Origin of the sequence: Pseudomonas sp. NFACC10-1 (assembly GCF_900119195.1) — a bacterium.
GTDB lineage: Bacteria > Pseudomonadota > Gammaproteobacteria > Pseudomonadales > Pseudomonadaceae > Aquipseudomonas > Aquipseudomonas cerasi.
On the sequence record NZ_FPJB01000002.1, the window covers coordinates 316,708 to 332,622 of the forward strand.

Sequence of the window (15,915 nt, forward strand, 5' to 3'; positions counted from 1 at the left end):
CGGGAATCATGATCGCAGGCAATTGGCGCACTGCTGTTAACGTGCGGCGTGAAGCTCGCCGCTCGCAGCTGCTGTTATTGCGGGTTGGCCCGAGTGCTGGAGAGCAGCGATTTCAGGTTGGCAGCCTTGGGCTTGACCAGCCAGAAACGACGCAGGTAATCGTCCAGGTTTTCCGCGATATTACGGCCCCATTCGCTGTCGGTTTCCGCGACGTACTCATTCAGGACGCTTTGCAGGTGAGTGCGGTAAGCCTCCATCGATTCGCCGCTGATACGCTGGATCTCGACCAGTTCATGGTTGACGAGGTCAACGAAGGTGTTGTCCAGGTCGAGCACGTAGGCGAAACCACCGGTCATGCCGGAACCGAAGTTGTAGCCGGTCTTGCCCAGTACGCAGACGAAACCACCCGTCATGTATTCGCAGCAATGATCGCCAGTGCCTTCAACGACAGTGTGGGCACCGGAGTTACGCACAGCGAAACGCTCGCCAGCCGTGCCCGCTGCAAACAGCTTGCCGCCAGTTGCACCGTACAGGCAGGTGTTACCGATAATCGCGCTTTCGTTGGTCTTGAACGGGCTGCCCTTGGGCGGCACGATCACCAGCTTGCCAGCGGTCATGCCCTTGCCGACGTAGTCGTTGGCATCGCCTTCCAGATACATGTTCAGGCCACCGGCGTTCCACACCCCGAAGCTCTGGCCGGCAGTGCCCTTGAAGCGGAAGGTGACAGGTGCCTTGTTCATGCCCTGGTTGCCATGCAGTCTGGCGATTTCGCCGGAGATGCGCGCGCCGATCGAACGGTCGCAGTTGCAGATCTCCAGTTCGTAGTCGCCGCCGCTGAGCGACTCGATGGCCGGCCTGGCCATCTCCACCATCTTCTCGGCCAGCAGGCCCTTGTCGAACGGCGGGTTGCGATCCACCAGGCTGAACTGAGGCTTGTCGGCCGGAATATGGTCGCTGCCCAGCAAGGGTGTCAGGTCCAGATGCTGCTGCTTCTCGGTTTCGCCCGGCAGGATGTTCAGCAGGTCGGTACGGCCGATCAGCTCTTCCAGCGAGCGAACACCCAGCCTGGCCAGCCATTCGCGGGTTTCTTCTGCCACGTAGGTGAAGAAGTTGATCACCATGTCGACGGTGCCGATGTAGTGGTCCTTGCGCAGCTTTTCGTTCTGGGTCGCTACGCCGGTGGCGCAGTTGTTCAGGTGGCAGATACGCAGGTATTTGCAGCCCAGCGCGATCATCGGCGCGGTGCCGAAGCCGAAGCTTTCGGCCCCGAGGATGGCAGCCTTGATCACGTCCAGGCCGGTTTTCAGACCACCGTCCGTTTGTACCCGAACCTTGCCGCGCAGGTCGTTGCCGCGCAGGGTCTGGTGAGTTTCGGCCAGCCCGAGCTCCCACGGTGCGCCGGCGTATTTGATCGAGGTCAGTGGCGATGCACCGGTGCCACCGTCGTAACCGGAAATGGTGATCAGGTCGGCGTAGGCCTTGGCGACACCGGCGGCAATGGTGCCGACGCCCGCTTCTGCCACCAGCTTGACCGACACCAGCGCCGCCGGGTTGACCTGTTTCAGGTCAAAAATCAGCTGCGACAAGTCTTCGATGGAATAGATGTCGTGGTGCGGTGGCGGCGAAATCAGCGTCACACCCGGCACCGCATAACGCAGCTTGGCGATCAGCCCATTGACCTTGCCGCCCGGCAATTGCCCGCCCTCGCCCGGCTTGGCGCCCTGCGCAACCTTGATCTGCAGCACATCGGCATTGACCAGGTACTCGGGCGTCACGCCAAAGCGGCCCGTCGCGATCTGCTTGATCTTGGAGCTGCGGACCGTGCCGTAACGAGCCGGGTCTTCGCCACCCTCACCGGAGTTGGAGCGCGCGCCCAGACGGTTCATCGCCTCGGCCAGCGCTTCGTGGGCCTCGGGCGACAAGGCACCCAGCGAAATACCGGCCGAGTCGAAGCGCTTGAGGATTTCGCTCAGCGGCTCGATTTCGTCGATGTTCAAGGGCTGATCGAGTGTCTTGACCTGCAGCAGGTCGCGAATCATCGACACCGGACGCTGGTCCACCAGCGAGGTGTATTCCTTGAACTTGCTGTAGTCGCCTTGCTGCACGGCAGCCTGCAGAGTGCTGACCACATCCGGGTTGTAGGCGTGGTATTCGCCACCAAACACGAACTTGAGCAGGCCGCCTTGCTGGATCGGCTTGCGCGGGCTCCAGGCTTCGGCAGCCAGCGCCTTCTGTTCGGCTTCGATGTCGACGAAGCGCGCGCCCTTCAGGCGGCTCGGCACACCGCGGAAGCTGACATCGCAGACTTCCTCGGACAGGCCGATGGCTTCAAACAACTGCGCGCCACGGTAGGACGCAACGGTCGAGATGCCCATCTTCGAGAGGATCTTGAGCAGGCCCTTGGTGATGCCTTTGCGATAGTTCTTGAAGACTTCGTACAGATCGCCCAGCACTTCGCCGGTACGGATCAGGTCGCCCAGCACTTCGTAAGCCAGGAACGGATAGACCGCCGAGGCGCCGAAGCCGATCAGCACGGCGAAATGGTGCGGGTCACGCGCCGTCGCGGTTTCGACCAGAATGTTACTGTCGCAGCGCAGGCCCTGTTCGGTCAGACGGTGGTGAACCGCGCCGACCGCCAGTGAAGCGTGCACCGGCAGTTTGCCCGGTGCGATGTGTCGGTCGCTCAAAACGATCAGCGTATGACCGGAACGCACGGCCTCTTCGGCCTGGTCGGCAACGCTGCGCACAGCGGCTTCAAGACCCAGGCTTTCATCGTAGTTCAGGTCAATGATATGGCGCTCGAAGCCCGGACGCTCCAGGTTCATCAGCGACCGCCACTTGGCTGGCGAAATGACCGGCGAACTGAGGATCACGCGCGAGGCGTGCTCCGGCGATTCCTGGAAGATGTTGCGCTCGGCACCGAGGCAGATTTCCAGCGACATGACGATGGCTTCGCGCAGCGGGTCGATCGGCGGGTTGGTCACCTGCGCGAACTGCTGGCGGAAGTAGTCGTAAGGCGAACGCACACGACGCGACAACACAGCCATTGGCGTGTCATCACCCATCGAGCCTACGGCTTCCTGACCCTGCTCACCCAGCGGGCGCAGCACCTGATCACGCTCTTCGAACGTGACCTGATACATCTTCATGTACTGCTTGAGCTGCTCGCTGTCGTAAAAAGCCGAACCGTGGTCGTTGTCTTCCATGGTGGCCTGAATGCGCAGGGCATTCTTGCGCAGCCATTGCTTGTACGGATGACGCGACTTGAGGCGGTTGTCGATGGCGTCGGTGTCGAGGATCTGACCGGTTTCGGTGTCCACGGCAAAGATCTGCCCAGGGCCGACGCGGCCCTTGGCGATGACGTCTTCAGGCTTGTAGTCCCATACGCCGATTTCCGACGCCAGGGTGATGTAGCCGTTCTTGGTGGTGACCCAGCGCGCCGGGCGCAGGCCGTTGCGGTCGAGCAGGCAGACCGCATGACGACCTTCGGTCATGACCACGCCCGCAGGGCCGTCCCACGGCTCCATGTGCATGGAGTTGTACTCATAGAACGCCCGCAGGTCCGGGTCCATGGTCTCGACGTTCTGCCACGCAGGCGGAATGATCATGCGCACGCCACGGAACAGGTCGATGCCGCCGGTGACCATCAGCTCAAGCATGTTGTCCATGCTCGACGAGTCAGAACCCACGCGGTTGACCAGCGGGCCCAGCTCGTCCAGGTCCATCAGATCGTTGGTGAACTTGGTGCGTCGCGCCTGCGCCCAGTTGCGGTTGCCGGTAATGGTGTTGATCTCGCCGTTGTGGGCGAGGAAGCGGAACGGCTGCGCCAGCGGCCATTTCGGCAGGGTATTGGTGGAAAAACGCTGGTGGAACACGCAGATAGCGGTCTGCAGACGCTCGTCGCTCAGGTCCGGGAAGAAGGCCGTGAGGTCGGCCGGCATCATCAGGCCTTTATAAATGATGGTCTTGTGCGAAAAGCTGCAGATGTAGTGATCGGTATCTGCGGCGTTGGACACCGACGAGCGGCGACGCGCACTGAACAGCTTAATGGCGAATTCCTGATCGCTCAGGCCTTCACCGCCAATGAATACCTGCTCGATTTTCGGCAGGCGCTCCAGCGCCAGACGACCCAGAACGCTGGTATCGATCGGCACCTGACGCCAGCCCACCAGATCCAGGCCCTCGGCGAGGATTTCACGGTTCATGTTTTCGCGTGCGGCGTCGGCCTTGGCGTCGTCCTGATTGAGGAACACCATGCCCACAGCGTATTGGCGGGGCAGATCGACGGCGAAGTGTTCCTTGGCGATCGCACGCAGGAAGCCGTCGGGCTTCTGAATCAACAGACCGCAACCGTCGCCGGTCTTGCCGTCGGCGTTGATACCGCCACGGTGGGTCATGCAGGTCAGGGCCTGAACGGCCGTCTGCAACAGGTGATGACTGGGCTCGCCCTGCATATGAGCGATCAGGCCGAAGCCGCAGTTATCCTTGAATTCATCTGGTTGGTACAGACCTGCTTTCATAGACACTTTCTCACCAGGCTGCCTCTATTCGAGGCAAATTTCCTTTTAATTCAACCAATTACCTGTCACGCCGAACGTGCGCCAGCTTCGGACAGGCAAAACGGAGGTCATTGTACACAGCGACACAAGGGCTAACAAATTTAACGACGACTGGCTGATAATCAATGTCGCAATTATGAAAGTTTTAAAACGGGTCGCTGTGCTAGTCAAAGTATTTCTTCGTGAATCTGACTGACGCGACGGGAGACTGTAAGGCGCTTGTAACGCAGACGCCGCAAGGCGCGCCGACATGCGGCGCGCTCAGGCGGGTTAAGTCAGGTAGGTCGGCGGGCGGCCCGGGTAGGGCCGCTGCGACTTCAACGAGTGGCGCCGAGCTCTTGTTGGACGCTGGCGACAGTACGAGGCCAAGGTTTACCAGCCTGAACCTTGGCTGGCAATACCTTGATGGCTGCCAGGGCGGCAGCACGGTCAGGAAAGTTGCCGTACGTCACGACGTACAGCGGCTTGCCCTGCAGGGTTTTCTTGAAATAACGATACTCGCCACCCTGCTCTGCAACGTAGGCCTGAGCCGTCGCTTCGGAGCTGGTGCCGAGGATCTGGACCACGTAGTGACCGGGTGCCTGGCTGCTGTACCAGCTACCGCCGGCAGCCGGTTTGGCCGCCGCCGCTGCCGGTTTTTCAGCAGGCTTGGCAGCCGGAGCCGGAGTCGGGGCAGGCTTGGCTGTCGCGACCTGAGTCTGCGCAGGGGCCGGCTTGGCGGCTGGCGCAGGTGCCGGGGTCGGTGCAGGGATGGACGAGCGAGGCGTCTGTGCTGCGGCCTGACCTGCCGGTACACCCGCTGGCGGCGCCGTAGTGGTGACGGTCGGCGGCTGTGCAGGCGAACCTGTCGGCACTGCGTCTTCGTCGGAATCACTGGACCCGGCAGCCTCGGCCAGAGGACCGCGCATCACCGGCTGAGAGCCATTCATCGGTAGCGGCATCGGCTGGGAGTTACCAGCGAATTCGATGGCCGGGCTGCCGTTATTCGATTGTTGAGCAGTTGGCTTGCCTTCACCCAGCGGCAGTTGCGCCTGAGCGGAAGCCGGGGCATTGGCGGGTGTACCCGTCTTGTCGCCGCGACCCGGGATCAGCACGGCTGCTGCCACGGCCACTATGACAACGGCACCCAAGGCCAATACGTGTTTTTTCGGCATTTTGAACCCCACACTTGGGCGCTTGACCGCGGAACGACTCGCGATCATCGCCTCGATCATTGAATCGCGGGCTACCTGGTTGATTGCGCCAGGCCAGCCATCGGACTGTTCATGAATATCGGTGATCTGGTCGGCGGTGAACAACGCGATTCCCTGCCCTGCACCCTCCAGACGCTGAGCCAGATACTCCCGGGTTTCCTCTTCCGTATAGGGTTGCAGCTCGATGACGTGAAAGCGTTCGCCTTCGACATCACCCTGCAGGTCGGCACACATCTGATCGAGACGATCGAGCAGCGATGGCTCTCCGAACAGGAATACATGCGGACGCCCTTCAGGCGTTCCCGCAGCAAGACCCAGCAACGCTTCGAGCGCCGAATCGCCAAGTTGTTCCGCATCGTCAACCAGCAGGTAGACTTCCTGGCCGGTCAGCCCGAGCTGCACGACCTGCGACAGGATCGACTGCATTTCAGCCTGCGCGACGCTCAGCGCCTGCGCGACCTGCTGCAGCACGCCTGCCGCATCACCTGCACCGCGCGCAGAAATCACGACACTTTGCACCGACTGCTTGTTGGTGCTCGCCACCAGCGCCTGGCGCAGCAGGGTCTTGCCGCTGCCCTGAGGCCCGGTGACCGCCAGCAGCAGCTGGCTGTAGCGCGCCAGATGATGAAGCTGACCCAGCACAGGCTTGCGTTGGGCAGGAAAGAATTTGAAGCCAGGTACCCGCGCAGCAAAGGGGTCATGACTCAACTGATAATGGCCGAGGAAGGCCTCGTCGGCATGCAAACTAGTCATGGGGTTTCCGTTAACCTCTGAGCTGATCCACCAGGGCGCGATAATCCGCAACCAGGGTGGCCTGTAATACTTCTTTTGGATAATCGTCCGTGATGACCGCTTCACCCATCCGGCGCAACAGCACCAGACGCAGGCGACCGTCGATGACTTTCTTGTCGATCGCCATGTGTTCGAGGAAATTGTCTTCCGTCATGTCCTGCGGTGGCACGACCGGCAGCCCGGCACGCTGAAACAGACGAATGCCGCGATCCCGCTCCTGCGTGCTGATCCAGCCCAGGCGCGAGGACATTTCCAGCGCCATGACCGTACCGGCAGCAACCGCCTCGCCATGCAGCCAGACACCATAGCCCATATGCGTCTCGATGGCGTGCCCGAATGTGTGACCCAGGTTCAATGTCGCACGAACGCCGGACTCGCGCTCATCGGCGCCGACCACCAGCGCCTTGGCGGCGCAGGAACGTTCGATGGCTACGGTCAGCGCCGCCTGGTCCAGGCCGCGCAGTGCATCGACGTGCTCTTCGAGCCAGGTCAGGAAGGGCTCGTCGCAGATCAGGCCATATTTGATGACTTCGGCCAGCCCGGCGGACAGTTCACGCTCGGGCAGAGTATTGAGCGAAGCGGTATCGATCAGCACCACGCTCGGCTGATAGAAGGCACCCACCATGTTCTTGCCCAGCGGATGATTGATACCGGTCTTGCCGCCGACCGATGAGTCCACCTGAGACAGCAGCGTGGTCGGGATCTGGATGAAGTTCACGCCGCGCTGATAACAGGCGGCGGCAAACCCGGCCATGTCGCCGATCACCCCGCCGCCCAGAGCGATGACCGTGGTGCGACGGTCATGGCGAGCGGTCAGCAAGCCATCGAAAATGGTCTGCAGGGTTTCCCAGTTCTTGAACGCCTCGCCATCGGGCAGAACAATCGGCAGAACGTTGTAACCGGCCAGGGTTTGCGTCAGGCGCTCCAGGTACAGAGGTGCCACTGTCGTGTTGGAAACGATAGCCACCTGACGCCCGACGATATGCGGGGTCAGGAGCTCTGGCTGATCCAGCAGGCCTTCGCCAATATGGATCGGGTAGCTACGCTCACCAAGCTCGACCTTAAGTGTCTGCATGTGTCCCCACATTGATTACCGATTGGACGGTTTGTGCTTCAGCATCTCATGACGCAAGGCCATGAACCGACGCTGTTTTGCTGGTCGACGAGAATAGCGCATTTTCGCCTGCGCTTTAACGGGGAGGAAGCTCTGCCAGTCGCGCCAGTATCTCGAGAACCACCATTCGGGGAGGCCGCTCATCGGTTTCAATCACGATATCGGCGATTTCCCGATAGAACGGGTCGCGGATGGCCAGCAGCTCGCTCAGTACCCGGGCAGGATCGGCGGTACGCAGCAAAGGACGATTGCGATCACGCGCGGTGCGCCCCACCTGTTGCTCGATCGAGGCATGCAGATACACCACGCGCCCGCCGGCCCGCAGTGCCTGGCGATTTTCGCCGCGCATGACCGCGCCACCGCCGGTCGCCAGAACCACGCCATCGGCGTCGCACAGTTCGGCAATCATGGCCTGCTCGCGATCACGAAAACCCGGTTCGCCTTCCTTGTCGAAGATCCAGGGAATGTTGGCGCCCGTACGCAGCTCGATTTCCTTGTCGGAATCCTTGAACGGCAGTCGCAATTCTTTGGCAAGCAAACGGCCGATGGTGCTCTTGCCAGCACCCATCGGCCCCACAAGTATTAAATTTCGCACAAAATCAACGACTCACAGAAATCGCCTGGTTGTTCATGATACGCGGAGTCAGAAATACCAACAGCTCGGATTTGGACTCGGATACCACATCGCGCCTGAAAAGCCGGCCAAGATACGGTACATCGCCAAGAAATGGCACTTTATCGACAACTTTACTTTGCGTATTCGAGAACACACCACCGATGACGATGGTTTCGCCGTCGGAAATCAGCACCTTGGCGTTGACCTCGTTTTTCTTGATCGGCGGTACGCCCAGCACCGCATTCAGGTAGTCCGGCTCGTCCTTGGTAACCTTCACTTCCATGATGATGCGGTTGTCCGGCGTGATCTGCGGCGTTACCTCAAGCGACAGGGAGGCCTCCTTGAAGCTCACGGTGGTCGCACCGCTGGAGCTGGATTCCTGATACGGGATCTCCGTACCCTTGAGGATCTTGGCGGTTTCCTTATCGGAGGTGACCACCTTGGGCTGGGAGACGATTTCACCGTTACCGGTTTTCTCCATGGCACTCAGCTCAAGGTCCAGCAGCGTGTTATTGGTCACGAAGCCCAGGCCGATACCGGTCGTCGCATTAGCTGCGCCCAGGTCCACGAACGGCACGTTGGAGGTAGTACTGCTGCCGGTGTTACCGGCCTCGTCACCGTTATTATCCAGCCCGTAGGTTGTCCATTTGCCGCTGCCGCTGGTGTTGGTAGAACCGCCCCAGCGAACCCCGAGTTGCTTGTTGTAATCGACGTTGGCCTCGACGATGCGCGCCTCGATCATCACCTGGCGTACCGGGATGTCCAGTTGCGACACGATACGACGCAGCTCGTCGAGGCGCTCTTGGGTCTGGTAGGCAATGATGTTGTTGGTCCGGTCGTCCACCGTGATCGAACCGCGCTCGTCGGCCTTGGACTCGGCACTGGTCACGGACTGGAACAGCTTGGCGATGTCGGCAGCCTTGGCGTAATTGACTTGCAGCAGCTCACGACGCAGGGGCGCCAGCTCGGCGATCTGCTTGAGCGACTCCAGCTCCTGACGCTCGCGGGCGGCAATTTCATCGGCTGGCGCAACCAGCAGCACGTTGCCGACCTTGCGCTTGTCCAGGCCCTTGGTTTTCAGCACCAGGTCCAGCGCCTGATCCCATGGCACATTCTGCAGACGCAGGGTGATACCGCCCTGGACCGTATCACTGGCCACCAGATTGAGGTTGGTGAAGTCGGCAATCAGTTGCAGTACCGAGCGTACGTCGATGTCCTGGAAGTTCAGCGACAGCTTTTCACCGGTGTACACCGGTTTGTCAGCGGCGCGGCGGTCCAGATCCTCATTGGTCAACGGGCGCACGCTGATCGTCAGCTTGTTTTCGGTCTGGAACGCCGAGTAGTCGAAGGCACCCGACGGCTCGATCAGAATACTGGCCTTGTCACCCGACGCCGAAGCACTGACGAACTGTACCGGCGTGGCGAAGTCCTTGACGTCCAGCCGGACGCGCAGCGGTTCGGGCAGCTGGGTCTTGGCGAAGTCCACGCGGATCTTGCCGCCCTGCTCCTGAATATCCGGGGCAATGCTGGGGTTGCTCAGGTCGATGACCACATTGCCCTCACCCAACTCGCCACGCTGGAAGTCGACATTGCGGATGGCCTTGACGCCTGCGGGGATGAACGGTTTGGCGGATGCAGGCGTGGGCGGTGGCACCGCGACCCGTTGCGCACCCATTGCGGTGGTCGGTTGGGAAGCTTGCGCGGCGCCGGCACCCTGGCCGATGACCACGAACAGGTTGTTGCCATCGACGCGGGAGCTGTACGGCGAAAGCGTGGTCAGGTTGATGATCACCCGGGTGCGGTCCTGAGCCTGTACCACAACCACACTGCGCGCATTACCGGTGCCCAGGTCACGACTTTTGGTTGCCAACTGGCTGGTAACACCCGGCAGATCCAGCGCAATGCGCGCTGGTTGCGACGTGGTGTAACCGCGCGGTGCCGGCACCGGGGCGTCGAATGCCAGCTTAAGCTCGATGCGGTCACCCGGCAGGGCGGCGACATCCAGGGTCTTGAGGTTGGCAGCCTGGAGAACCGGCGCCAGCACCGCGATGCATAACGACACGCCGATAATCGAGAGAATCCGGGTCATGATCAATTTCCGTTGAGCGCTACTGTGCATACTTGGCCTTGCCCACTTCATGAGCGTTCTTTGAGGGCGATAGTGCGCGGCCTTTCCAGCCACGCCCCCTCTCCATCAGGAACAATTTCGATGACATCAACCTGCGCGTCGCCGATCGACACTACCCGGCCGTTGTTACGCCCCAGATAATCGCCCACCTTGACGCGATGAACACCTCCGGCACCGCGCAGCAGGGCAAACGTCCCCGACTCGTTGCCAATCGTGCCGACCATCTCGAACGACTCGATATTGAAACCTTCAAGAAACTGCCTGACCCGGTGTTCGTCCGGCGCCACCAGCCGTGAACCCTTCTGGCGGTTGAGCAGGTCGATCTTGACCGGCGGCTGGAAAGGACTGCGCAGCGTGGAGGCGTTGTAGGTGAACGCCTCATACGGCCGAAACTTGGGTAAAGGTTCGATGTTGCCACTCGGGCGGGCTCTGGCCTGATCCATGAATTCGGACAGATCGGCAAAATCATTGTCATTACCGCAACCGGCCAGCCCTGCCAGAACCACACTGACGCACAGCAATCGCGCCGCCCTCATTTCTTCAGCCCTTCATCGTTGTAGCGGTAGGTCTTGGCCAGAATGCTCATGCGCAACTTGGTCGGCACTTTGGGATCGACCGGCTTGATCTCGAAATCATGCAGCGTGACGATGCGCGGCAGGCTGGCTACACCGCTGACGAAGGTCGCCAGGTCGTGATAACCACCGACCACGGTGATCTGTATCGGCAGCTCGATGTAGAACTGCTGGACCGCCTCGGGCAGCAGCTTGATTTCCTCGAACTCAAGCCCGCTTCCCAGCCCGGTGCGGGTGATGTCCTCAAGCAGGCCGGGCACTTCGGTGTCGCTGGGCAATTGCCGTAGCAGGGCGCCGAAGGTGTTTTCCATCTCTTCCATCTGCTTCTTGTACGGCTCGAGGTTGGCCGCCTGGAAGGCCTTGTTGGAGAACTGTTCCTTGAGCGTCACCTCGCTGTTCTGAGCACTTTCCAGCTGGGTTTCCAGGTCCTGGATAAAGAAGAAGTAGCCCAGTGCGAAAATCATGACCGCAACCAGGAGCCCGGCAATGGCCTTGACCGCTGCGGGCCATGAGCCCAGGTTGTTCAGGTCCAGCTCGCTCAGATCGATCTTGCGCAGCCCTTCCAGCCATTCGGACATATTCATGGCTTGGCTCCTGGGGCAGCGGCAACCGGCGGCTGGGTCTGGCGTACGGTCAGCTGAAAGACATTGGCCTGATCCACGGCACCGGCCGTGGTGGCCTTGACCTCGGTCAGGCTCGGCGCTTCCAGCCAGTCAGAGGCTTCAAGATTACGCATCAGGTCGGAAACCCGGTTGTTCGACTCGGCAGCGCCATTGATGGCAATCAGCTTGTCGGTCATTTTGACCTGCGAGTAATAAACGCCGTCCGGCAGGGTCCGTGCCAGTTGATCGAAGACGCGCCCGGTGATCGGGCGGTTGCCTTGCAGGTCCTGAATGATCTTCATGCGCTCGAGCAGCTGTTTGCGTCGGGCCTTGAGATCACTGATCTCCTTGATGCGGATATCGAGCTGGGCAATCTGCGTCTGCAGAAAGGCATTGCGCGCCATCTGATGCTCGATGGCATTGCTGACGTAACGATCGATCAGAAACAGAATGCCGACTGACACCACCAGCACGCCGACCAGTGCGGTCAGGAAGCGTTTCTTTCGTTCTTCGCGAAGCTCTTCGCGCCACGGTAATAAGTTGATCCGCGCCATCAGTCGAAGCTCCTCAACGCCAGGCCACAGGCGATCATCAGGGCTGGCGCGTCACTGGCCAGGGCCCCGGCATTGACCTTGGCGCTCAGGGCCATGTCGGCAAACGGGTTGGCGACCATGGTCGGAGTGCCGATGCGTCGCTGGATCAGATGCTCCAGCCCTGAAATCGAAGCCGTGCCGCCTGCCAGCATGATGTGATCCACAGAGTTGTATTGACCGGCCGCGAAGAAGAACTGCAGGGAGCGGGAAACCTGCTGCACCAGCGCTTCCTTGAAGGGGTCGAGCACTTCGCTGACGTAGTCGTCGGGCAAGCCGCCCTGCTTCTTGGCAAGCCCGGCTTCCTCCATGGAGAGCCCATAGCGGCGCTGGATTTCGTCAGTCAGCTGGCGCCCGCCAAACAGCTGCTCGCGGGTATAGATGATCCGGCCGTGATGCAGCACGCTCAGGGTGGTCATGGTGGCGCCGATATCGACCACGGCCACCGTCAGTTCGTCATGGCCGTTGCCCAGTTGCGCAGCCAGCAGCCCGAACGAGCGCTCAAGGGCGTAGGCCTCGACATCGACGACGCGCGCGGTCAGCCCGGCCAGTGCCAGCGCGGCCTCGCGCACTTCGACGTTCTCCTTGCGGCAGGCAGCCAGCAACACTTCGACGCGCTCAGGGTTGCGCACCGAGTAGCCCTGCACTTCGAAATCGATGGCGACTTCTTCCAGCGGATAGGGGATGTACTGGTCAGCCTCAAGCTTGAGCTGGTTTTCCATGTCATCGTCGGAAAGACCGGCGTCCATCTCGATGGTCTTGGTGATCACCGCCGAACCGGCCACGGCAACCGCCACGATCTTGACGCTGGTCTTGGCCTTGACGAGTACGCGTGACAACGCCTGCCCGACCCCTTCGAGTTCGGCAATGTTCTTTTCGACGACAGCGTTGGCCGGCAAGGGCTCTACTGCGTAAGACTCGACCTTGTAACGGGTGCCGGAACGACTCAATTCCAGGAGTTTTACCGAGGTGGAGCTAATATCGATCCCTAGAAGGGTGTTGGCCTTCTTACTGAAGAGTTCGAACACAACCTGATTCCTATGAGTTTCCGTCACTTACGGAGTTATTTCGGGCCAACGTCACTGTCGACAGCCTTGACAGTAGCGCAAATCACGCTTGGGGACGAAAAATGCTTATAATGCCCAGCGTTTTTTTCATTTAACAAAGCTTCAAGGCGTGTTCATTTGTAAATGCCTGCGCTTAACCCATTATTTTTTCTGGAAATCCAAAAGCCTTGATACGCCTGCTGAAGTTTTTCTGGTGGTCCCTCGTCGCGGTATTCTGCTCGCTGTTGCTTGGCCTGAGCGGCGCGTTTCTTTACCTGAGCCCGACCCTGCCATCCGTTGACGCGCTGCGAAGCATTCAACTGCAAATCCCCCTGCGGGTGTTCACCAGCGACGGCAAGCTGATTGCCGAGTTCGGTGAAATGCGCCGCACGCCGATTCGCTTCGCGGAAATCCCGCCCAATTTCATCAACGCACTGCTGTCGGCCGAAGACGACAACTTCGCCAACCACTATGGCGTCGACCCGGGCAGCCTGATGCGCGCCGCCACTCAGCTGGTCAAGAGCGGCCATATCCAGTCAGGCGGCAGTACCATCACCATGCAGGTCGCGAAAAACTTCTTCCTGACCAGCGAGCGCAGCTTTTCGCGCAAAACCACCGAGATTCTGTTGGCCTTGCAAATCGAGCGCCAACTTACCAAGGACGAGATTCTCGAGCTGTACGTCAACAAGATTTATCTGGGTAACCGCGCCTACGGGATCGAGGCGGCGGCGCAAGTCTACTATGGCAAGTCGATCCGTGATGTAAGCCTTGCGCAAATGGCCATGATTGCCGGTCTGCCCAAGGCACCGTCACGTTTCAACCCACTGGCCAACCCGACCCGTGCCAAGGAACGTCGCGACTGGATCCTGGGCCGCATGTATCGCTTGGGCAAGATCGACCAAACGGCTTATCAGGCCGCTTTGAATGAGCCGCTAAACGCCAGCTATCACGTGCCGACGCCGGAAGTGAATGCACCGTACATCGCTGAAATGGCGCGGGCTGAAATGGTCGGCCGTTATGGCAGCGAGGCCTATACAGAAGGCTTCCGCGTTACCACCACCGTGCCGAGCGACCTTCAGGAACACGCCAACAAGTCCATTCAGCAGGGCTTGATCGATTACGACCAGCGCCACGGCTACCGTGGTCCGGAAAGCCGCTTCCCGGGCATGACCCGCGCCAACTGGGTACAGGAACTGACCAAGCAGCGCATGATCAACGGCCTCGAGCCCGGCATCGTGACGCAGGTCGACAAGACCGGTCTACGCGTTCTGACCCGCAACGGCGAGAAGGAAGAAACCGTCGACTGGGCCACCATGAAGTGGGCGCGTCCTTACCTGAATACCAACAGCCTGGGCGCCAATCCGAAGCAGCCGGCTGACGTTGCCAAGGTCGGCGACCTCGTTCGTCTGCTGCGCCAGGACGATGGCTCGCTGAAATTCAGTCAAATTCCCGTCGCGCAGAGCGCCCTGGTGTCGCTTGATCCGCAAAACGGTGCCATTCGCGCCCTGGTCGGCGGCTTTGCGTTCGAGCAGAGCAACTACAACCGCGCCATGCAAGCCAAACGTCAACCGGGCTCCAGCTTCAAGCCGTTCATCTACAGCGCTGCGCTCGATAACGGTTACACCGCTTCCAGCCTGGTGAACGACGCGCCTATCGTGTTCGTCGACGAATACCTGGACAAGGTATGGCGTCCGAAAAATGACACTAACACCTTCCTTGGGCCGATCCGCCTGCGCGAGGCGCTGTACAAGTCTCGTAACCTGGTATCGATCCGCCTGCTCCAGGCCCTCGGCATCGACAGCACCATCGACTACATCACCCGCTTCGGCTTCTCCAAGCAGGATTTGCCGCGCAACCTGTCGCTGGCACTGGGTACGGCGACGTTGACCCCGATGGAAATCGCCACCGGCTGGGCGACCTTCGCCAACGGCGGTTACAAGGTCAGCCCTTATCTGATCCAGACCATCGAGAACCGTGACGGCCAGACCCTGTTTGTCGCCAACCCGCCAAGCGTCCCGGCCAATGACGTCAATACCGCGCCCAACACCTCGACCTTTGCGGTACATGACAGCCCGAGCGTGGTCACCGGCGAGCCAGGGGCACCTGCTCAGCCTCAGGCGCCCGCAGTGGCAGAGCGTGTGGTCGATGCGCGCACCACGTACATTCTGAACAGCATGCTGCAGGACGTGATCAAGCGCGGCACAGGGCGCCGCGCACTGTCCATGAACAGACCGGACATCGCCGGCAAGACCGGTACCACCAATGATTCCAAGGATGCCTGGTTCTCCGGGTATAACGCGGACTACGTGACCACGGTGTGGAGTGGTTTCGATCAGCCTGAAAGTCTTGGCCGTCACGAATTCGGTGGCACGGTCTCGCTGCCGATCTGGATGGACTACATGAGCGCCGCGCTCAAGGACAAGCCGCCGCATCAGCAGGCCGAACCGCCAGGCATTCTCAGCCTGCGCGTCGACCCATTGAGTGGCCGCGCCGCCACGCCAAGCACGCCGAACGCATTCTTCGAGCTGTTCAAAAGCGAAGACACACCGCCAAGCGTCAACGAACTGGGCGGCAGCAGCGCACCGGGCAGCCCGTTGCCGGCAGATGAGTCAGCGCCGATCGATTTGTTCTGATAGCACAGACTTAATGGATCAGTAGATTTTCAGCGGCTGCACAGGCCTCTTCGTGAGCAAGCTCACTCCC

The 15,915-nt window shown here is 60.5% G+C and carries 10 protein-coding genes; 1 reads left to right on the forward strand and 9 read right to left on the reverse strand.

Translation table 11 applies throughout. From position 1 onward, the window contains the following. Positions 1–74: 74 nt before the first annotated feature. The 9 genes from gltB to BT119_RS06060 all read right to left on the reverse strand — a co-directional run bounded on the left by gltB (position 75) and on the right by BT119_RS06060 (position 13,194). Positions 75–4,520 carry a glutamate synthase large subunit gene (gene gltB / locus BT119_RS06015; protein WP_054081260.1) on the reverse strand — a complete coding sequence of 1,482 codons (4,446 nt, stop codon included), beginning with the start codon at positions 4,518–4,520 and terminating at the stop codon, positions 75–77. Between the two features lie 356 nt (positions 4,521–4,876). Beyond that, the gene (locus BT119_RS06025; protein ID WP_003432141.1) at positions 4,877–6,505 is read right to left on the reverse strand and encodes an SPOR domain-containing protein; all 1,629 of its coding nucleotides are present in this window, start codon (positions 6,503–6,505) and stop codon (positions 4,877–4,879) included. A gap of 10 nt (positions 6,506–6,515) precedes the next feature. Beyond that, the gene (gene aroB / locus BT119_RS06030; RefSeq protein ID WP_044308720.1) at positions 6,516–7,619 is read right to left on the reverse strand and encodes a 3-dehydroquinate synthase; all 1,104 of its coding nucleotides are present in this window, start codon (positions 7,617–7,619) and stop codon (positions 6,516–6,518) included. 115 nt (positions 7,620–7,734) lie between these two features. Further along, the gene (gene aroK / locus BT119_RS06035) at positions 7,735–8,253 is read right to left on the reverse strand and encodes a shikimate kinase AroK (RefSeq protein WP_003365999.1); all 519 of its coding nucleotides are present in this window, start codon (positions 8,251–8,253) and stop codon (positions 7,735–7,737) included. A 4-nt stretch (positions 8,254–8,257) separates the two neighbouring features. Then, positions 8,258–10,363 (reverse strand): type IV pilus secretin PilQ, encoded by a 2,106-nt coding sequence (pilQ, locus tag BT119_RS06040; RefSeq protein WP_024662382.1) that lies wholly within the window; start codon positions 10,361–10,363, stop codon positions 8,258–8,260. 47 nt (positions 10,364–10,410) lie between these two features. Continuing rightward, entirely contained in the window at positions 10,411–10,938 is a 528-nt protein-coding gene (pilP, locus tag BT119_RS06045) for a type 4a pilus biogenesis lipoprotein PilP (protein ID WP_003350151.1), read from the reverse strand. Next, positions 10,935–11,558 (reverse strand): type 4a pilus biogenesis protein PilO, encoded by a 624-nt coding sequence (pilO, locus tag BT119_RS06050; RefSeq protein ID WP_072365088.1) that lies wholly within the window; start codon positions 11,556–11,558, stop codon positions 10,935–10,937. The genes pilP and pilO overlap by 4 nt, the downstream gene beginning before the upstream one ends. Further along, a complete protein-coding gene (locus BT119_RS06055; RefSeq protein WP_003365994.1) occupies positions 11,555–12,130 on the reverse strand; it encodes a PilN domain-containing protein in 576 nt (191 codons plus the stop codon). Before BT119_RS06055 ends, pilO begins: the two co-directional genes overlap by 4 nt. After that, complete coding sequence (locus BT119_RS06060; RefSeq protein WP_003365992.1) at positions 12,130–13,194, reverse strand: pilus assembly protein PilM; 1,065 nt, start codon at positions 13,192–13,194, stop codon at positions 12,130–12,132. Before BT119_RS06060 ends, BT119_RS06055 begins: the two co-directional genes overlap by 1 nt. A gap of 209 nt (positions 13,195–13,403) precedes the next feature. Here BT119_RS06060 and BT119_RS06065 point away from each other — a divergent pair, with 209 nt between their 5' ends. Then, a complete protein-coding gene (locus tag BT119_RS06065; protein WP_371124301.1) occupies positions 13,404–15,845 on the forward strand; it encodes a penicillin-binding protein 1A in 2,442 nt (813 codons plus the stop codon). The last annotated feature ends 70 nt before the right edge of the window (positions 15,846–15,915 follow it).